Annotated in this window: 18 protein-coding genes and 1 tRNA gene; 15 read left to right on the forward strand and 4 right to left on the reverse strand. The window is 49.1% G+C overall.

Annotated elements, in window-relative coordinates; all coding sequences use genetic code 11:
* The first annotated feature begins 162 nt into the window (after positions 1-162).
* The 4 genes from QOS46_RS02455 (at position 163) to QOS46_RS02470 (ending at position 5,222) form a co-directional block, all read left to right on the forward strand.
* Positions 163-1,791, forward strand: a complete 1,629-nt coding sequence (locus QOS46_RS02455) for a sensor histidine kinase (protein WP_283607023.1) — start codon at positions 163-165, stop codon at positions 1,789-1,791.
* Complete coding sequence (locus QOS46_RS02460) at positions 1,769-2,458, forward strand: response regulator (RefSeq protein ID WP_283607025.1); 690 nt, start codon at positions 1,769-1,771, stop codon at positions 2,456-2,458. The genes QOS46_RS02455 and QOS46_RS02460 overlap by 23 nt, the downstream gene beginning before the upstream one ends.
* A 272-nt stretch (positions 2,459-2,730) precedes the next feature.
* On the forward strand, positions 2,731-3,930 hold the full coding sequence (locus QOS46_RS02465; RefSeq protein ID WP_283607027.1) for a sodium/glutamate symporter: 1,200 nt from the start codon (positions 2,731-2,733) through the stop codon (positions 3,928-3,930).
* A gap of 287 nt (positions 3,931-4,217) precedes the next feature.
* Positions 4,218-5,222, forward strand: coding sequence for a TAXI family TRAP transporter solute-binding subunit (locus tag QOS46_RS02470; protein WP_283607028.1), 1,005 nt, complete (start codon positions 4,218-4,220; stop codon positions 5,220-5,222).
* Here QOS46_RS02470 and QOS46_RS02475 read toward each other — a convergent pair.
* Complete coding sequence (locus tag QOS46_RS02475) at positions 5,198-5,404, reverse strand: hypothetical protein (RefSeq protein WP_283607030.1); 207 nt, start codon at positions 5,402-5,404, stop codon at positions 5,198-5,200. The two genes, QOS46_RS02470 and QOS46_RS02475, sit on opposite strands and share 25 nt — an antisense overlap.
* A 457-nt stretch (positions 5,405-5,861) precedes the next feature.
* Here QOS46_RS02475 and QOS46_RS02480 point away from each other — a divergent pair, with 457 nt between their 5' ends.
* The 3 genes from QOS46_RS02480 (at position 5,862) to QOS46_RS02490 (ending at position 8,878) form a co-directional block, all read left to right on the forward strand.
* Positions 5,862-7,055, forward strand: a complete 1,194-nt coding sequence (locus QOS46_RS02480; RefSeq protein WP_283607032.1) for a quaternary amine ABC transporter ATP-binding protein — start codon at positions 5,862-5,864, stop codon at positions 7,053-7,055.
* Positions 7,048-7,878 carry an ABC transporter permease gene (locus QOS46_RS02485; protein ID WP_283607034.1) on the forward strand — a complete coding sequence of 277 codons (831 nt, stop codon included), beginning with the start codon at positions 7,048-7,050 and terminating at the stop codon, positions 7,876-7,878. Before QOS46_RS02480 ends, QOS46_RS02485 begins: the two co-directional genes overlap by 8 nt.
* Before the next feature lie 124 nt (positions 7,879-8,002).
* Complete coding sequence (locus QOS46_RS02490) at positions 8,003-8,878, forward strand: glycine betaine ABC transporter substrate-binding protein (RefSeq protein WP_283607035.1); 876 nt, start codon at positions 8,003-8,005, stop codon at positions 8,876-8,878.
* A gap of 166 nt (positions 8,879-9,044) precedes the next feature.
* Here the strand turns inward: QOS46_RS02490 and QOS46_RS02495 are convergent, their stop codons facing one another.
* Positions 9,045-10,877, reverse strand: a complete 1,833-nt coding sequence (locus tag QOS46_RS02495; protein WP_283607037.1) for an HsdM family class I SAM-dependent methyltransferase — start codon at positions 10,875-10,877, stop codon at positions 9,045-9,047.
* A 158-nt stretch (positions 10,878-11,035) separates the two neighbouring features.
* On the reverse strand, positions 11,036-11,515 hold the full coding sequence (locus QOS46_RS02500) for an acyl-CoA thioesterase (protein ID WP_283607039.1): 480 nt from the start codon (positions 11,513-11,515) through the stop codon (positions 11,036-11,038).
* 218 nt (positions 11,516-11,733) lie between these two features.
* On the opposite strand from QOS46_RS02500, the gene ispD reads away from it, so the two are divergent.
* From ispD to QOS46_RS02535, 7 genes are all read left to right on the forward strand, one after another.
* The gene (gene ispD / locus QOS46_RS02505) at positions 11,734-12,444 is read left to right on the forward strand and encodes a 2-C-methyl-D-erythritol 4-phosphate cytidylyltransferase (protein ID WP_283607042.1); all 711 of its coding nucleotides are present in this window, start codon (positions 11,734-11,736) and stop codon (positions 12,442-12,444) included.
* The gene (gene ispF / locus QOS46_RS02510; protein ID WP_283607044.1) at positions 12,441-12,908 is read left to right on the forward strand and encodes a 2-C-methyl-D-erythritol 2,4-cyclodiphosphate synthase; all 468 of its coding nucleotides are present in this window, start codon (positions 12,441-12,443) and stop codon (positions 12,906-12,908) included. The genes ispD and ispF overlap by 4 nt, the downstream gene beginning before the upstream one ends.
* Before the next feature lie 60 nt (positions 12,909-12,968).
* Positions 12,969-13,205 carry a DUF3343 domain-containing protein gene (locus tag QOS46_RS02515; protein ID WP_283607046.1) on the forward strand — a complete coding sequence of 79 codons (237 nt, stop codon included), beginning with the start codon at positions 12,969-12,971 and terminating at the stop codon, positions 13,203-13,205.
* Positions 13,202-14,347, forward strand: a complete 1,146-nt coding sequence (locus tag QOS46_RS02520; protein ID WP_283607047.1) for an aminotransferase class V-fold PLP-dependent enzyme — start codon at positions 13,202-13,204, stop codon at positions 14,345-14,347. Before QOS46_RS02515 ends, QOS46_RS02520 begins: the two co-directional genes overlap by 4 nt.
* Positions 14,348-14,445: 98 nt before the next feature.
* Positions 14,446-15,336: a diadenylate cyclase CdaA gene (cdaA, locus tag QOS46_RS02525; protein WP_283607048.1), complete on the forward strand. Its 891-nt coding sequence runs from the start codon at positions 14,446-14,448 to the stop codon at positions 15,334-15,336.
* Positions 15,326-16,591 (forward strand): CdaR family protein, encoded by a 1,266-nt coding sequence (locus QOS46_RS02530; RefSeq protein WP_283607049.1) that lies wholly within the window; start codon positions 15,326-15,328, stop codon positions 16,589-16,591. Before cdaA ends, QOS46_RS02530 begins: the two co-directional genes overlap by 11 nt.
* Before the next feature lie 218 nt (positions 16,592-16,809).
* Complete coding sequence (locus QOS46_RS02535; protein WP_283607051.1) at positions 16,810-18,288, forward strand: GH25 family lysozyme; 1,479 nt, start codon at positions 16,810-16,812, stop codon at positions 18,286-18,288.
* Between the two features lie 352 nt (positions 18,289-18,640).
* Here the strand turns inward: QOS46_RS02535 and QOS46_RS02540 are convergent.
* Positions 18,641-18,717: transfer RNA gene (locus QOS46_RS02540), tRNA-Val, on the reverse strand.
* Positions 18,718-18,952: 235 nt separating this feature from the next.
* Between QOS46_RS02540 and QOS46_RS02545 the strand changes: the two genes are divergently transcribed.
* Positions 18,953-19,756, forward strand: a complete 804-nt coding sequence (locus QOS46_RS02545; RefSeq protein ID WP_283607053.1) for a motility protein A — start codon at positions 18,953-18,955, stop codon at positions 19,754-19,756.
* The last annotated feature ends 14 nt before the right edge of the window (positions 19,757-19,770 follow it).

Here is a 19,770-nt window from a genome sequence, read left to right on the forward strand (position 1 = left end):
TCCTGTTAACAACCGTAACTTGAGGCACAACAGACCTGCTTGACGGCGGCTGTGGCCTGTGGGATAATAGCGTAATGAAGAAACACAAGGTTCAAGCTTGTGGATGAAGGGGCGTTTTTTCCTGCTTAGGCAAAAAGAATCCGCCGGTAATTGGGAGAGACTATGTATCATAAAAAGAAAAAAAGTGAATTGGAACGCAAGCTATACCGGGGATTTATGCTGATTTCCACTTTGGTGATTCTGCTTTCCCTGGGCGGAACACTGTATTTTGACATCCTCCGTCAGCGAAAAGAGGTAGATACCATGATCAGTGGTATCGCAGCTTATATTTCGGAGGGAACAGATGTCGTAAAGATGCTGGAAAGCGGCTATCCCTCGCCTTATGTTAAACAGTCTTTGGATGCGCTGTACGCGACAATTCCTAACGTCAGCATTGCGGAGGTATGCAACAAGGACGGGGTACGGTTTTACCATACCGACCGGCAGAGTACGGGTGAATCATATGTAGACGGGGAAGAAATCCCCATTCTTCAAGGCAGCAAGCCGTATATCACCATCGGGTACAACACGAAGGGCGCTCAGCGGCGTGCGTTTCATGCCGTTCGAAATGCCAAAGGTGAAATCATTGGTTTTGTCATGGTTTCGGTGTTTATTGGGGTCATTTCCGCCCGCGTGCAAAGCATCATGCTGGTGCACCTGATGATTCTGGGTGTGATGTTGATCATCAGCTTTTTCCTGAGCCATGCCATTCTTCGCTTTATGCGAAAAACTCTGATGGGCTTTCAACCAGAAGAGCTGCTGCGCCGCTATCTGCGGCAGGATGTTGTCCTCAGCGCAGTAGCGGAAGGACTTGTGGCCTCCGATACAGCGGGGACGGTGCTGTTCGTCAATTCGGCGGCGCGCAGTCTGATCGGGGAAGATCAGGTGCTGGAGGGGCGGCCCATTATAGAGCTGCTGCCTGATACCCGGCAGGAGGTGGTTTTGCGCACCGGCCAGCCGGAGGAGCGCCGCTCCTGGATTGTCGGGGGGCATTCGGTGCTCGCCAATGAGGTGCCTATTTTAAAGGACAGCAAATCTCCGGCAGAGGGTGTTCTGACTGTTCTGTACGACCGTACCGAAATGCTGCATATGTCGGACGAACTGTTCGGCGCCCGCAGCATGATTGATGCACTGCGTTCTTATAATCATGAGTTTTCGAATCGCCTCCATGTCATTTTGGGGTATCTTGAAACCAGGCAGTATGAAAAGGCGATTGGGTTTATTGTAAACAGCAACCTAATCTCCGGTCAGGTTATTTGCCAAACGGCAGATCAAATCCGCGTTTCTGAGCTGTGCGCGCTCGTTGTGGGCAAAATAATGCATGCGGCTGAGCAGGGAATCCAGCTCAAATTGATGGGGGACAGCTGCTGCATTGAGCAGGATCTTCTGATCCCGGTGGACGATATGACGACCATCGTCGGAAATCTGCTGGAAAATGCGATCGAAGATCTGAACATCCATAAATCTGAGCTGCAGGAGATCAAGTTCGGCCTGTTTTGCCGGCCGGACTGCAATATTCTTGTGTGCGAGGATACTGGCCGCGGCATTTCCCATGAGGTCATGGAGCATATGTTTGAAAAAGGCTTTTCCACCAAGGGGCAGTATCGGGGAACCGGTCTGTATCTGGTGCGCCGTATCGTTCGGCAATACGGCGGTCGGATCGACATAGAGACGGAAGGGGGAGAAGGCACCGTCTTTACCATTACTTTTACCAGAGAGGAGCAAAAGGATGTATCAGGTAATCATTATTGAGGATGATTCCATGGTGGCGGATATTAACTCCAGATATATTGAAAACACTCCCGGTTTTGCGGTGCAGGCGGTGTTCCAGAACGGCGCGCAGGCGTTGGAATATTTGAAAGGACACGATGTGCCTTTGATTATTCTGGATTATTATACGCCCGTAATGAATGGAATGGAATTTGTGGATCGTCTGCACGGAATGGGAAAGGCTCCCGAAATTATTATGGTTACATCGGCCAGCGATGCGCAGATTGTTTGCCAAATGGTTTCGCGTGGTATTGTGGATTATCTGGTTAAGCCGTTTGAATACCAGCGCTTTCGTGAGGCTTTGGATCGGTTCCGCCAGTCTCATGAGCGCTGGAACACCGTTGACGGTACCCTCCGGCAGGAAGAAATCGATCAAATGCTTTCTCCCAATACGGGAAAAACGGCGACTGCACAAATTCTGGCCAAAGGCTTGAATGACAGCACCATGAATATGATTCGTCATTTTTTAATGGAAAACAGCTCTTCCATGTTTACCAGTGAAGAAATTGCCGAGAGGGTACACCTCTCCCGAATTACCGTGCGCCGCTATATGAGCTTCATGGTAGAGACGAATGAAATCACGAGCACAATCGATTATCAAACGGGGGGAAGACCGGCAATCAAGTATTCTTACAGTCAAAATAAATAAAAATACGTATGATATTGTTGCATTGTGTTCAAGTCGCACAACTACTTTAGCTACAAAAGAATTACGTTAGTTACTTAAATTGAAATTATTCTTTCTTCTCTTTATACTCAAAGTGTACTCAAAGGTGGCCGGGGAAGCCCCCAAGAAAAAAAGAAAGGCGGGTGAGCTTTTTTAACAAAGATCCCGGTTATTAAAAACCCACACACACTGTTAGAGAATGGGACGGCGGTCCTGTTCAAGTTTAAGAGTATCTACATAAGGGAGAGGATATTGTGGCAATTTCTTTCGACGTAATGCAAAGCTGTGCAATTGCGGCCTTGGTTGTACTGCTTGGTCGCGGACTCGTCAAACGAGTCAAGTTTTTACGCACCTATTGTATTCCGGGTGTTATCGTTTGTGGACTGATCGTCAGCATCGTGCTGTCCTTACTGAAGAATGGCGGCGTACTGACTGTCAATTTCGATGTGAAGGTTCTCAAAGAATTCTTCATGGACATCTTCTTTACAGCCATCGGTCTGACTGCTTCTGCTAGGCTTATTAAAAACGCGGGCGGTAAGCTTCTGATCGGTATCACAATTACAACAATTGGTTCTATCCTTGCTCAGAATGTTCTGGGCGTTCTTCTGACAAAGCCCTTGGGACTGCACCCGCTGCTCGGCCTCGGTCTCGGTTCGCTGTCCCTGATGGGCGGCGTAGGTACCTCCGGTGCGATCGCTCCTCTGTATGAGCAGCTCGGCGCTGCCAACGCGACTGTTATCAGCGTTATGGGCGCTACCTTCGGCATGATTTTTGCCAGCCTGATTGGCGGCCCCGCTTCCCGTTTCCTGATTAAGCGCTATAAGCTCAGTGCGAACAAGAGCGCAGTTGATGCCAGTAAGCAGAGCGATAATGAAGTCGTTCCGCTGAGCGCTAAGAGCCTGATGGGCAGCACCTGCCTGGTAATTATCTCTGCTGGTATCGGTTCTTACATCGCTATTGCTGCGGGCAATGTCCCCGGCATCGAGTTCCCTTACTTTGTAGGTTGCATGCTCGGCGGTGTTATTATCCGCAATATTCTGGATAACACCAGCTACGAAGTCAACGAGGCTGAGGTTGATGTTATCAATTCCGTTACCCTCGACCTGTTTATCGCGATGACGATGATGACCATTGATGTAACCAAGCTGGCCGATGTTGCCGGCCCGTTCCTCATCATTCTGGCCTGCCAGATCGTGTTGATGTTCTTGTGGGTATGGCTTGTCACCTTCATGCTGTGCGGCAAAGATTACGAGGCTTCTGTTATGGCGGCTGCCCATGTTGGGATCGGTCTGGGTTCCGGCCCGAACGCCATGGCGAATATGCGTTCTGTTATTTCGGAATACGGCCCCGCGAACGTTGCTTGGGTTGTGTTTACTCCCTTTGCGCTGATTGTGCTGGATATTGTCAATCCGCTTTTCTGCAGCATGATTGCACCTTGGGTTGCAACTCTGTGAGTAACCGCTTCCTCCTCATTTAACTACGGGTTCATTACCATTTGATTCGATTCTTTACTGAGTCCGCAATCAAACAATAGTATTTGGTTTGTAGAAGGCAGGTTCTTTGGGAACCTGCCTTCTACATTTTTATTTGATTAATACACGAGCAACGGGGATTCAGCAGAATGCCCTTTTTTTCCCGTCAGAAATTTACTTGGAAATACAGAAAAATTCATGTATAATAAATGGAAACAAACTTGCGGCGTTTGTTTCAGGCTATTTTATAACAGGGGAGGGCGATTTCGATGATTGCAGGCAGCTATTATAAAAAATTGGCTGCAGTATTGTGTCTTCTTGGTTTCATGGCTTCGGGGTGTCAGGCAATAGACAGCGGCTCGTCGGCTACCGGCACACAGAAGGAACAGCCCATTCAGGTATTAACGATCGGCACCGCAGACAGCGGCGGTACCATGTACCCAGTGGGCCGAGCCATTGCGCAGGTTGTTAACGAGAACATACCCCAAATGAAGATTAACATTGGCGCGTCAAACGGTTCTTTTTCCAATGTGGAGGGTCTGCGGGGCGGGCAGATTGATCTTGGCCTGGTCAGCGCAGATGTGGCGTATTGCGCTTACTGGGGTGAAGAAGAGTTTTCAGGAAAGCCGATGAAGAATCTGCGCGCGATTGGTGCGGTGTATTTCAGCTACTCCAACTGGATTGCAAAGGATTCGCTCAACGCAGTTTATGTGCATGATCTGCTGGGAAAACGGGTGGCTATAGGACCGGAGAACTCTACCACTGATCTTTCCGCGAGAATTGCTCTGCAGGTTGTCGGGATCAATTCGGGCAACACAAAGCTGGAAAACTACGGCCTTGGCTCCGGCAGCCAAGCGCTGGGGGAAGGAAAGCTCGATGCCGTGCATGGGATGGCCGGAGTTCCCGTTAAAGCGATGCAGGATCTAGCCAACAGCGTTCCCTGCCGTCTGCTGCGCTACACGGATGAGGAACTGACTGAGATTCTGAATGACAATGATCAGTATCGACGAGCAGTGATCCCGGCCGGTACCTATTCCGGGCAGAAGGAAGATGTACCCACATTTGGCGTTAAATGCGTACTGTGCGTCAATGAGGATATGGATGAAGAACTGGTCTATGAGATTACCAAAAGCTTGCGTCAGTCTGTGGAAGATTTGGATGAGCTCCATTATTCCATGGAAAGCATGAAAAACACTGATTTTGTTACCAAAGATCTTCCGGTTCCGCTTCATCCTGGCGCGGAGCGCTTTTATAAAGAGGCCGGATTAAATTGATGATTTTTGAACGGCTTGATTATGCAAGCTGGCTTAGTGAGAACTGCTTTTTCTATAGGCTTTTCTGAAAATTTCTGCAAGCAAAGCTTTTGCTTGTGAATCGAACCGGTAGAATAGCAGTAAGCTGCCTTTTCGTGGATTTCTTTTTCTATTAATTTTACGTGAACATAATTTCTTGGCATAGAAAGTAAGACCTCCTATCGTATTTTTATTCTACGATAGGAGGTTTTTTTCTTGCAATGTCCGTTTTACTGGTTCAGTTCAGATTGCATTCGGACTCTTTTTTGCAGGCTTTCTTAGAAATGAATAATCTCTGGATAGATGATGCAAAAAAGAAAAATAAGAATGATATTAGAAGGGTTTGAATTTCTGCATAAATAATAAAATTAGAATATGATGTTTGTAAACAGTCTATAAAAAAGTGAATCTTTGCCTCTTTTTCCCCTTATTTTTTCAGCCTAAATTGGATAAATTAAATAAAAGAGAAATAAAATGACAGAATTTTAATTTGACAAGAATTTCATGGTTGAATATAATTATACTAACAACTTATCACTTTGATTAAGGTTGTTACTATGCAGCTGTTTTAGATCAGCAGAATAAAAGCTTGATGAAATACGAATTGGGGGATGAGCAGAAATGACAAAGGTTGAAATTAAAAATTTGTACAAAATATTCGGCGCCACCCCGAAGAAAATGATCCCACTCCTGCAGGAGGGAGAAACCAAGGAATCGGTTTTAAAGAAGTTAAAGCACAGTGTTGGTGTGAACAATGCTTCTTTTGCAGTGGAAGAGGGAGAAATTTTTGTGGTTATGGGCCTTTCCGGCAGCGGAAAATCAACATTGATCCGGTGCCTGAACCGACTGATCGAACCCACCTCCGGTCAGGTAATGATCGATGGTCAGAATATAGTGGAATTTGATGCAGAGCATCTGCGAGAGGTTCGCAGAAAAAAGATCGCGATGGTTTTTCAGAATTTTGCGCTTTTGCCGCACCGTACTGTGGCGGAAAACGTGGCATTTGGCCTTGAAATTCAGAAAGAGGACGAAGCGGTTCGCCGTCAAAAGGCTGTGGAAATGTTAGAGGTCGTCGGGCTGAAGGGCTATGAAAACTCCTATCCGTCTCAGCTTTCTGGCGGAATGCAGCAGAGAGTGGGACTGGCCCGTGCGCTGGCTACCTCGCCGGATATTCTGCTGATGGACGAAGCGTTCAGTGCGCTGGACCCTCTGATTCGCAAGGGAATGCAGAACGAGCTGCTAAGTCTGCAGCGTCGGCTGAAAAAAACGATCATCTTTATCACGCATGATCTGGATGAGGCTCTGAAGCTGGGCGACCGAATTGCCATCATGAAAGACGGCGTGATCGTACAGATCGGTATTCCGGAAGAAATCCTAAGCCATCCGGCAGATGCTTACGTGCGCGAGTTTGTGCAGGGGGTCAACCGCTCTAAGGTTCTGACCGCGTCGTCAATTATGAGCGAGGCAGATACGGTGACGACGGTGACCGGCGGCGCCCGTGTGGCGCTGCACCAAATGCGCGAGGCGGAAATCTCAAGCGTTTATGTTACCGATCGATTGGGACGGCTGCTCGGCCTCGTCACAATTGACGACGTTACCCGCTTAATCCGGGAAGGGAAAGAAGACCTTTCCGGTATTTTAGAAAAAGAGTTCTGCACCGTTGGACCGGACGTTCTTGTGGAAGATATTCTGCCCTTGTTTTTGAAGACAAGGTATCCGGTAGCGGTAGTTGACGACGAAAATCGGCTGCTGGGTCTGATTTTTAAGGTTTCGGCCCTGGCTGGAATCGTAGGGGAGGTAAATGGGAATGATTAGATTACCGATCGGAGATACCGTAGAGAAAATAATTGATTGGCTTACGGTCAATCTGGCTCCGTTTTTTACCGGAATCAAAGACGGGCTTTCCGGTGTGATCAACGGCTTTGATTTTATCTTCAACGGGATTCCATTTTTTGTTATGATCGCGATTTTTGCAGTGATTGCCTGGCGGCTGGCCGGGCGCGGAACAGGAGTTTTTACGGTGGTGGGCCTATTGCTGATTGTTTCGATGAATCTGTGGAAGCAGACGATGGAAACGCTGGCGCTGGTTGTTACCGCAACTTTGATTGCGCTGGTGCTTGGGCTTCCGCTTGGCATTTGGATGTCCCGCAGTGATAAAGCAAACAATGCAATTCGCCCAATTCTGGATTTTATGCAGACCATGCCTGCGTTTGTGTACTTAATCCCCGCTGTGTATTTCTTTGATTTGGGGGAGGTGCCCGGCGCGGTGGCAACCGTTATTTTTGCAATGCCCCCGGTGGTTCGCCTAACCAGTCTTGGCATTCGTCAGGTGCCAACGGATGTAGTAGAAGCCTCGAAGGCGTTTGGCGCCACCTCTGGCCAGCTGCTGTGGAAGGTGCAGATTCCCATGGCGATGCCGACCATTCTGGCTGGTTTAAACCAGACGATTCTGCTTTCGCTTTCCATGGTCGTTATTTCGGCGATGATCGGTGCCGGCGGATTGGGTAATGTGGTACTTCAGGGCATTACACAGATGAAGATGGGCCAGGGCTTTGAGGGCGGTCTTGCGGTTGTGATTCTGGCTATGGTAATCGACCGGATCACCCAGAGCCTCGGCAAAACAAAGAAGAAAAGCTGACACGCCTTTCAAAATAAATAGGGTACAGGTACAGCAATTTTTCCCCGGCCTCAGGCAGGGAAAAAATTAGCAGACTCTTTTAGAGTGGCAATATTATTTAGAAAAGGAACAAAGGAGGATGACAATGAAAAAAGCAGTAGCAATCGGAATGAGCGTCGTAATGCTTCTGGGTGCGATGGCGGGCTGCGGCTCGTCGGGCAGCAGCTCGGGCACATCGGAAAAAAAGACGGTAAAGTTAGGGTATGTCAACTGGTCTGAGGGAATCGCGATGACCAATCTTGCCGCAGCAGTGCTGGAGGATGAAATGGGCTATCAGGTAGAGCTGACTATGGCGGATGTTGCTCCGGTTTTTACCTCAGTAGCAAGTGGGAATACAGACGCTTTTATGGATGTTTGGCTCCCGAAAACTCATGAGGATTACATGAACAAATACGGCGATAAGCTGGAGGATTTGGGTGTCAGCTATGAAAATGCACTGATTGGCCTTGCGGTTCCCAGCTACGTTTCGATCAATAGCATTGAAGAGCTGAACGCCAATAAAGATCAGTTTGGCGGCGAGATCATTGGCATCGATTCCGGCGCGGGTCTTATGAAAGCTACGGATCAGGCGATCAAAGATTATGGCCTAAATTATACGCTTCTGCCCGGCAGCGGCCCCACCATGACTGCGGCGCTGAAAAAGGCGATCGACGCAAAAAAGCCGATCGTGGTAACGGCGTGGAAGCCTCACTGGATGTTTGCCCGCTGGGATTTAAAGGTTCTGGAGGACCCCAAGGGTATTTATGGAACTGCGGAAAACATCCATATTGTTGCGCGCAAGGATTTGTCCAAGGATATGCCGGAGGTAGCGAAGTTCCTCAGTAATTTTAAAATGAGTGAGCAGGAGCTGGGTGATCTGATGGGAGCGATTGAAGAAAAGGGTGGCGAGCCTTTGGATGTTGCGAGAGCATGGGCTAAGGAGCATCCGGATCTGATCAAAGGCTGGATTGCCGCGAAATAATTTGAATCAAAAAAGCTTTGGAATAGGACCTTGATTTCTTCCTCCGCTTTCGGCGGGGGAAGAAATTGTTTTTTTTTCAGTAGGAAGCGGCTTCTGTTCACTGGAGATTCATCGCAAAAACCGGCTGCCCGTAAGGTGCGGGCAGCCGGTTTTTGCAGTAATAAATTTATTCCGTGAGAAGCCGATATTTTTCAAATAAATAGGAATCAATCTCTTCGGGGGAAGACTCCGACAACAGAAATCGAATTTCTGCTTCGCTGAACTCCGGAATCGAAAAGTTGCGCAGATATTTTTTCTGGTAGCATTTGTAGTCACCCTTCAGGCAGTAGCTGACACGGGAGATATAGTATTCCATCACATCGGAGTTGAGAATTTTCGCCAGCACCTCCAAAGGGTACCGGCCTCCCTGTGTAATGGCATAGCCGTTGCAGAACAGAATTTCTCCGTCCGGTTCCGGCAAAAATTTCGGTTTTCGGCTGAACATGGGGAACAGCAGCTTCGGGCCGCGGCAATTGAGTCCCTGGCTTCTGCCATATGCATACCAGGCGACCGGGTTCGGCTTTCCCTTATCCCGCGCGGCCAGCACAGGGCGGCAGTCGAGCAGATATTGGTAGCACAATGGAAAATGAGCCGCCAGCTGTTCTTCTTCCAGTATCCGGTATGGTGTTCCGTCGTCTGGAGTGCCGGTATACGGGAAAAGAATATGCTTCCGCTCGCCTGGCATAGCCGCTTCGTTCGAGAGTTCGGATATTTTATCAATGGCCCGCACCGCGCCCGGCTCGATCCAATAGCGCACTCCGCCTCGCTCCTGATAGAAAAGACCGGTATTCGCATCGAAGCCGTCCAAAAAATAAATGCTGTCGCGCAGCGTAGCAATACCGATTTTGATTTGATTGCGGATGGGTTGACCGGCCTGTTCGATCCGTTCGATATTCTGCCGCTCTGTTTCAGATAAAAACTTCCACCCGGCGGGGTTCAGGCCATCCCAATCTGTCTGGCGGAGGATGGCCCGGCTCAATGCTTCCGGAAGATTCTCGCTTTTTTCCAGCGCGGCATAAGCGACGGTGTGGTTTTCACGCCGGTTTAAAAACAGCAGAGAGCTGTAAGTGTGAATCGGCTCGAATACCAGGTTTTCGCCGAAATCGATCACTCTGGATACGGCACGATTTTCCCCTAGCAGACGCCTCAGTTCTTCAGCGGAAGAAATGGAGAGATAGTTATTTGGAACAATAAAACCGAGCGTACCTCGTTTTGAAAGAAAGCGAAGGCTCTGCTCAATAAAAGCGTAAAACAGGTTAAAGGTTCCCTTGCGTGTGGTGAGAAAACTCTTTTTCAGCCGTTCGGCATCCTTTTGGGGAATGGTATGTGTGTTTAGGTAAGGTGGGTTGCCTACAATCGCATCAAAATCCGCGCAGCCGAACAAATCCGTCCAGTCGCAGGAAAGGGAGTCTGCGGTCGCGATGTGAAAGGACAGCCCATCTGCGGTACCGTCGGTTAGCAGGGCCAGCAGGGTCAAGAGAACCCTGCTGCGCCGGGTCTGATCTTCACTGATGTCGATTCCGTACAGGTGTTCCGAAATGATTTCTCGCATCGGCTTGCCGCTGATACGGTGCAGAACTTCCGCCGCCGGCAGTAGAAAAGAGCCGCTGCCGCACGCCGGGTCAATCACCCGGCAGTGTTCGGGAAAAGGGAATGGAGTGGCATGCTTCAGTATGTAATCTGCGATATAGTGCGGTGTAAAAACAACGCCGTTTTTCCCTCGTTCCTGTAAGTCTACCATCTCTTCCAGAACAGATTTCATCAAGGGGAGCGTCAGAGAAACTTCTTTATGCAGAAGCCGGCAAACCTCCGGCACAGCTTTTTCCTGAAGTTCATTCAGCATGGTAGGAGCGGCGGAAGAAAGGCCGTACTGCTCCAGAAATACCCGGATCAGGCTGGCTTCTATTTGCAGGTCGGAATGTTTTTTCGGAATCAGGCGTAGCAGTTCTTTTGCGTTCATTTTTTTCACCCAGAACAGTATACCTGATTTTATAAAAAATCAAAAGCAAAGATTGTACTCCTAAACATAAAAATTACTTCCCTCGCCTTTGGCGGGGGAAGTAATTTAACGGTGAAAATCTGAACCGTTATGCCACAAAATTTACGAGTATGCACCAATCAATATTTCTCAATACGGCGCTGACGACGCAGATTGTCACGGCGTTCGCCGGCATTCCAGTCAGCTTCTTCCTCGTCCGATTCCAGAATCAGCGAAGGCACCGGAGTGGGGTGGTCGTTTTCATCGAGCGCCACCATTACAAGATAGGCGGTGTTTACCAGCTTGCGCTCGCCGTCCAGGTGTTCCACAAAAGTGTCAACCTGTACTTCCATTGAGGTTCTGCCCACATAAGTGACCTTGCCGAACAGAACAATCGTATTGTTTACATATACGGGCTCTTTAAACTGCAGATTATCTATGGAGGCAGTTGTGGGGATGCGATTGGAGTGTCTGCGGGCGACGACTCCGGCCACGATGTCGATCCATTCCATCAGTTGTCCGCCGAACAGTCGTCCTGCTCCGTTAATATGGCTGTTTAGTACGACCTGAATCTGTTCCACACGGGAGTCGGCTACTCGCTTTGGTGTTAATTCATTCACAGAACTTCACTCCTTTTTTTGTCTGTTTTGACGATTTCATCTTACCCTATTTCGACTAAAATTGCAATCAAAATCTTTGTAAACAAACTTGGTGTAAAATATGAATTTACTCTAAATTCTAATCGAAGTAACAGCTTTGTAATTGCCATGCCGCAGAATCCATACTATAATAAAACAAAAGGGAGCCGCGCGGTCCCTTTGTTTTGTGATGAAAGACGGTGAAGCGATTGAGAGAAAGCAACCACTGCTGCGCCATTGTGGTTGCGGCTGGTCATTCCAGCCGAATGAAATGTGCTGATTCGAAAATATGGATTCCGCTTTCAGGCGTTCCGGCGATTGTCCGAACGCTTTTTGCTTTTGAACAGGCTCAAACCGTGGACGATGTGGTGATTGTCTGCCGTGCATGCGACAGAGAGGCGATGGAACGGCTGAAAACGGAATACTCGCTGAACAAGCGGTATCGGGTGGTGGCGGGGGCCAATACCCGCCAGGAATCCGTGGCGTGCGGTGTGGCCGCCGTGCCGAAAGATTGCGGGTACTTCGTCATTCACGATGGCGCCCGGCCTCTGATTCAGCCGGAGTTGATCGACCGTGTGGTGTTGGATGGTCAGAGGCACGGTTCGGCCGCGCTGGCGATTCCGGTACACGATACCATTAAAAGGGCAGACCCCGATGGCTTTGTAGTGGAAACCCCGCCACGCGAGCAGCTTTGGAGCGTGCAAACGCCACAAGTGTTCCGAAGGGAGCTGTACGAATCGGCCATGAAAGCCGTGCAGGGCGAATACACTGACGATTGCCAGTTGATCGAGCGGGCAGGCGGCCAAGTTCATTTGTGCGAGGGCTCGCCAGACAACATCAAGCTGACCACTCCCGAGGACATATTGTTTGCTGAGGCGGTGCTTCGCAGCAGAGAGGGTGATTTCAAATGAGAATTGGGCACGGGTATGATGTGCATCGTCTGGTACCGGATCGTCCTCTGATTATTGGTGGGATCCACATTCCGTATGAACTCGGCCTTTTGGGTCATTCCGATGCCGATGTGCTGTCCCACGCAGTGGCGGATGCCTTGCTGGGGGCCGCCGCTTTGGGTGATTTGGGCGCCTGGTTCCCCGATACTGACCCCGAGTGGGCCGGTGCGGACAGCCTCAAGCTATTGCACCGTGTTTGTGAGCTGGTGGGGGAGCGTGGGTATCAGATTGAGAATATTGATGCCACAGTGGTGGCACAGGCCCCGAAACTTCGCCCCTATATTGCTCAAATGAGAGAATGCCTTGCCTGTGCCTGCGGTATTGAAACAGATGCCGTAAGTGTAAAGGCCACAACAGAAGAGCATCTTGGCTTTACCGGAGCGGGACAAGGAATTGCCGTTCACGCAGTTTGTCTGCTAAAGTAGAAAAACAGGTGATCAACCCGTCTTCCCACCGCATATTCTGTTAATAAAAACAGAGAGGTGATGTTTGTGGGCAAGCCTGTAATTTTGCTTGGTTCCATCACTTATGCGATGAAAAGCCGGGACGTTCTGTTCCGTTACGGAATTAAATCGTATGTGGAGAGAACACCGCGCACGAAGGATCGGCTCGGGTGCGGATATGGAATTTACGTACCGGATCGTACCGATCAAGCAGAAGATATTTTGAAACACGCTGGCATCCGTGTGTTGGGAAGATCCGAGAGAGCGGGTGCTGTATGATTTATTTTGACAATGCGGCCACCACGTACCCGAAGCCGCCCAGAGTGATCTCCGTCATGGCGGAGGCCCAGCGGACGAAGGGCGCGAACCCGGGGCGCAGCGGGCATAAGCTGTCCCTCCTTGCCGCGCAGGAGGTTTATAATTGCCGGCAGACGGCGGCAGAGCTGTTTTCTGCCCCCGGGCCGGAGTGTGTCGCATTTACTCTGAACTGCACCATGGCACTGAATATGGTTATCAAGGGAGTATTAAAGCCCGGTGATCATGTGGTGACGTCGAACCTGGAGCATAACGCAGTCATGCGTCCGCTCCAGGCTCTGGCAGATCAGGATATTACGTTTACGCAGGCGCAGGTGGTTCCCGGCAACAATAACGCGACGGTGGATCACTTTCGCCAGGCCCTGCGCCCCAATACGGCGCTGATCGTATGTATGCATGCCTCCAATGTGTGGGGAATTCGTTTGCCGGTGGAGCGTATCGCCGCGCTCGGCCGCGAATATCAGATCCCGACCGCAGTAGACTGTGCGCAAAGCGCGGGAGTGCTGCCGATTAATTTGGAAGACAACGGCATCGACTACCTTTGTATGGCTGGGCATAAAGGGCTTTACGGCCCGATGGGGACGGGAATGCTGATTGCCAAAAGCGCTTCACTTCCCAAAACAATTTTGGAAGGCGGAACCGGTACCTCTTCTTTTTCGTTCCTGCAGCCGGATCAGATGCCAGAGCAGGCGGAAAGCGGAACGCCGAATCTGCCCGGAATCGCCGGCCTGCGTGCCGGGATGGAATTTGTACGCACAAAGACGGAACAAACCATTTTTTCTCATGAAATGCGCCTGGTACAGCAGCTTTACGACGGGCTAACTCAGATTCGAGGTGTGCGGCTTTACACACAGCGGCCGGAGGAAATGTATTTTGCTCCCGTCCTTTCCTTTAATATAGAGGGAATGTCAAGCGAGCAGGTAGCCGGGCGGCTGGATGCCGCCGGAATCGCCGTGCGCCCCGGCTTGCACTGTGCGCCGGCCGCGCATCAGTTTATGGGAACTTTGGAGCAGGGCGCGGTTCGGGTATCACCGTCTGCTTTCAATAATAGAAATGAAATAGAGCGATTTTTCATGATAATCCGTAAAATCAACGCGGATTCTTGAATAAAATGTTGCATATCGCTGTTTATATGGTAAAATAAATAAAAAGAGGCAAGAGTTGCGGTCAGGTTTGCTGCGGGTCTGCTACGGAGAGGAAAAACATGGAGCTTCTCGTGAACGGTTGGGGTAATATTGTCGGCTTAATTAAATCATTTCAGCTGACAGATGGCCTGGATGTCATGGTCATATCCTTCATCATATATAACGGGATCAAGCTGGTTCGGGAAACACGGGCCGAGCAGCTGGTCAAGGGCTTATTGATTCTGCTGCTTGTCTGGGGTGTGTCCTATTACTTGAACCTGCACATGGTCGGCGCTCTGCTGAACTATTTTTTCCAGTTCAGTGTGTTTGCGTTGCTGGTAGTGTTTCAGCCCGAAATGCGTCGCGCTTTGGAGCAGATTGGCCGAAGCGGGCTTGGCAGCAATGCGAAGGGCTGGCTGTTTACCGGCGTTAAGGAAGACGCCGACCTGCGCCAGAAGCTCACCCGTGGAATCAACGCGGCGGTAGAAGCCGTGGTGGTGTTGCAAAAGCAGAAAATGGGCGCTCTGATTGTGTTTGAGCGCCAGACAAAGCTGGGTGACATCGCAGACACCGGCACCGTGATCAACGCAGACCCTTCGGCTCAGCTGATCGGCAACGTGTTTTTTAATAAGGCTCCTCTGCACGATGGCGCGATGATTATTCGCGACGGCATGGTGTATGCGGCGGGCTGTATTCTCCCGCTGACCAAAAGTGATAAAGTCAGTCTGGATTTGGGAACGCGCCACCGTGCCGCAATCGGTATCAGCGAAAACTCTGATGCGGTTGTCGTGGTGGTGTCGGAAGAAACCGCCCAGGTTTCTATTGCTGTAAATGGTGTTTTAACCCGCAACTATACGAGAGAAACTCTGAGAAGTGAATTGGAAAGTCTGATTATCCCGGAGCAGGAATCCAGTGAAAAGCGGTCCCGCAAGATTCCTTCCATCAGGAGGGCAAAAAAAGATGAAGAATAAAAAACTGGATCTTTCTGTGCTGTTTTATAACGACCGCTTTGTCATGGCGTTCTCCGTGTTAGCGGCGATTGTTTTATGGTTTATCATGGCAACAGTTAATACGCAGGAGAGGCCGCGCATTATTTATGATGTGCCGGTTACCATCAAGCTTTCTGAGGCAAGCCAGGAGCAGGGCCTCAAGGTGTTTGAGCAAAGCGTAAAAACGGCAAAGGTGTCCATTCGAGGCAACAGCATCGTTGTTAACCGCATCAAGCCCGAAAATATTCAGGTGGTGGCGCAGCTGGCGTCGTCGATTACCCAGCCGAATAATTATACGCTGCCCTTAACGGCGCAGAAGGTGGGCTCACTGGCTGATTACGAGATTGTGTCTATTGAACCAAGCTCCATTATTGCCAATGTGGATGTCTACAAGGAAGTCACTTTCCCAATTCAGGACAACATCACCTATAAAGCCGACCCGAACTATTTTGTCAGCGCTCCGTCCTTTTCTGCGGATACGGTCATGATCTCCGGCCCGGAAACCGAGATTGCGAAGATCAAAAAGGTTTCGGCAGAATACAATGTGAAGGAAACCCTGACGCAAAGTAAAAACTTTACTACCGATTTGGTACTGTATAACGCATATAATGAAAAGATTTCTACCGATAAGCTGACCATGAGTATCAAATCTGTGGATGTGAATATTACGGTGCTGGCCAGAAAGGTTATGAAGCTGAGTCCGACCTTCACCGGCAAGCCTGTGGGACTTGCCCTTTCCTCCGCGGAGCAGAAGGTGAATCCTGAAACCGTTGAGGTGGCCGGCCCGGAGGATGTTCTGGCCAATGTAAATGAGCTGAGCCTGGAGGCAATTGATTTTTCAAAGCTTTCCATCAACAATCAGAATCTTCAGGTAGATATTACGCTCCCGCCGGGATGCAAGAATCTGAGCAATGTTTATACGGCCTCTGTGACGCTGAATTTTAGCGGCTTTAAAAGTAAAAAGATTAATGTAACAAATTTCCAGGTCAAAAATCTTGCGGCAAGCAAATCGGCGCAGGTGTTTACAAAGAATCTGGAAATGACGCTGATCGGCCCGGCCAAGCAAATTGACGCGATTACGTCTGCTGACGCTTATGCACAGATTGATATGACAGGAAAAGACAGCTTTACCGGGCATTCCGAATTTCCCGTAACACTGGTGGCAAAAAGTCAGACCAGTGTTTGGGCATATGGGGAATATAAGGCGAATGTGAGCGTTACGGAAAAAACTGGATAATCCTTGTTGAATTGACGTATAAGTCGTTCGTTAAGGTAAAAGAAGGGATGCGTTATCGCATCCCTTCTTTATTGGTAATTATTGTATTTTGATGAAAACACCGGGTTATTACTTGACATAATCTGGTAAGAGAAATATAATAAACTAAATTGCTGTGTTTTCTGTGTCGTTATAGGATGGAAATTGCCGGCAAAAATTATTTTGTGGGAGGAATCGGATTGAGAAGAAGATTGGGGTCATTTTTTCTGGTTTTGGCGATGTTGACGACGCTGTTTTTGCCGGCGTATGCAGATACATACACAACCGATTTTATGATCAGCTCCACCTTTGCCCAGATGAAAAAGGGAGATACCATACAACTTAGGGTGTACAGCGGAACTTCAGAAGCGACGCAGGTGACCTGGGCTTCCAGTAATCCCACTGTTGTTCAGGTAGACAGCACGGGAACGGTGACTGCGCTTACCATCGGCCAGGCGACCGTTACGGCAACCTCGGCCTCAGGAGCTACTGTAAGCTGCTCCGTCAGTTGCTTAGTAAATGTCGGTATTCCCGGAATTGACGTTTCCCAGCATCGTGGGGCTATTGACTGGCAGAAGGTGAAAGCTGCCGGCATTCAGTTTGCCATGATTCGCACCGGTTACGGTAACGAAAACTGGGCCCAGCAGAAGGATACTCAGTTTGAAGCAAATTACAAGGGCGCAACTGCAAACGGCATCGCAGTAGGCGCTTATCATTACAGCTACGCGACGAACGCAACCATGGCGGCGCAGGAAGCGGAAATGTGCCTGAGTATCCTCAATGGCCGTACGCTTCAGTATCCCGTTGTATTCGATGTGGAGGATAAAGCACATAATTCTCTTTCCGCGGATCAGATGGGTCAAATTGTGAACGCGTTTTGCAGCAGGATTAAGCAGGCCGGCTATAAGACGGCGGTTTACAGCTATGTGAACTTCTACAACGCGCGTCTGACCAGCCCGCTCGTGACGCAGTATGATACCTGGATCGCCCACTGGGGCGTCAGCCAGCCGAATTTCAGCCGTCCGTACACCATGTGGCAGTATGCTGCGCAGAGTGTTCCCGGTGTCAATGGCCTTTGCGACATGAATTACAGCTACTATGATTACGCCGGAACGGCCTCTCAGCAGCCAACTAAACCCACAGACCCGAGCTTCTTCGCCAGCAGTGCGCCGAGTACGTACACGTTTACCGATCTGAGTTCGGATTACTTCTACCGCATCACTACGGCAGATGCCGTAGCGCCCACAGCGGTTTCCTCTGATCCGAACGTTGCGGAGGTGCGCTTCTCTCAGCAGTCGTCTGACGGATACATTTTCCATGTAATCCATAAAGGTGAGGGCCATGCAACCATTACTACTACCTCTGCGGTAACAGGCACCTCCACATCCTTCACGGTAACGGGAAATGCCTTGCCGAAGGTTGTGTATTTTACAGATCTGGGTTCTGCCTTTACCCTTCAGAAGGGTCAGACCCGTTCTCTGCGTGTGATGCCCACGGTGCTTACCGGCAGCATTAAGTTCCTCGTTGGTAACCCGTCTGTTTTAACTGGCGGAACAGTTCAGTCTACTACAGGCGGCTGGTATTATCCCATTACCGCTGCCAGCAGCGGAACCACACCTATTTATGCGCAGGTAGGCAACCGTGCTCCGGTTTTGGTTGCGACGGTTACCGTGTCCTGAGCTGTGTTACATTTATCTGCAATAAAATTCATTAAAAAAATGTCCGGTCTTTAGAAGACCGGACGTTTTTTTGAGCATTTTACAGGATGTTTTTTATCGGATGATTCCTGTATTGATAGGTAAAGTGTGGCTGAACATCTCCTTTGTGGTAACCGTATTTCTTTTTTGGGGGATACAATTTTTGCTCGACAGCAGTTTAAAACAAGCTGTTTCTCCACTGTCAGTGTATAGAAAAAGTATGCATAGGTTGCTTTGATTCGGATCTCATTACAGCTGTAAATACATATTTAAGCCAGAGAGAAAGCGTATGGACGCAAAGAAACACATCCTGTAAAACAGGATGTGTTTCTTGTGGTGGACGATACAGGACTTGAACCTGTGACCCTTCGCACGTCAAGCGAATGCTCTAGCCAGCTGAGCTAATCGTCCATTTACTTTAAGTGCTTTTTCAATGCTTGGTTATTATATCTTATTTTTTATCGGAAATCAACCCCTAAAACAAATCTTTTTTTACTTTTCTGGTTAGATTTTTAAAAAATATGCAGAAAAAAAGAAAATTTTATAAATTTAAACTTTTTTATCAAGATATTGCAGATTTCTGCCGATATACATAAATAAGAGTTTCTGATTCTTCAGCAATCGTCAAACTCAAGGAGGATACAGAGTGGATATTTCAACAATCATTGGAGTAGTTGTCGCATTTGGCTCTATTATCGGGGGCTATTTGTTAGAGCACGGCGTGTTGAGTTCTTTGGCCATGCCATCTCCCTTTATTATCGTGGTTGGGGGTACGTGGGGGGCGATTATTCTTTCCTTTGGATTAGGGGAAATCGGAGCTGCGTTCAAGTTCTTTCTCAATACCGTGTTTACCAAGCATTCGCCGAACCCTGAAAAGCTGATTCAGAAAATGGGGGAGATGGCGGACGCCTGCCGAAAGGAAGGTCTTTTGAAGCTGCAGACCATGCTGGATGATTCCGACATCAGCGACGACAGCTTTCTGCCGCTGAAAGAAGGCATGATCCTGACCCTGGACATGAAGCCGGCTGAAGAAATCGAATCTACCATGTTGGCGGATCTGGAGACGTATCTAGTAAAAAAGAATATGGAAATTGAGGTTTTTCAGGCAGCAGGCGGCTTTTCACCTACGCTAGGTATTATCGGTACCGTTATGGGTCTGGTACAGGTGCTTTCCAACATGACAGACGCGGCGGCGCTGATGGCTTCGATTGCAGTAGCCTTTCTGGCTACCCTGTATGGTATTCTGTTCGCTAACCTCTTGTATTTTCCTATGGCCAACCGAATGAAAACAGACCTGAAACGTCAGAAGGTGTACCGCGAAATGATGATTGAAGGCATGTGTTTGATTGCAAGCGGTAAATCGGCACGCGACGTAGAGAACCAGCTGTCTCTTTATTATCATGTATTCAAAAACGGCCAGAAGAAGTATAAAGCGGGAATCAATAACTAATTGCTTGGAGATTA

Origin of the sequence: Faecalispora anaeroviscerum, from assembly GCF_947568225.1 — a bacterium.
Taxonomy (GTDB): Bacteria; Bacillota; Clostridia; order Oscillospirales; family Acutalibacteraceae; genus Faecalispora; species Faecalispora anaeroviscerum.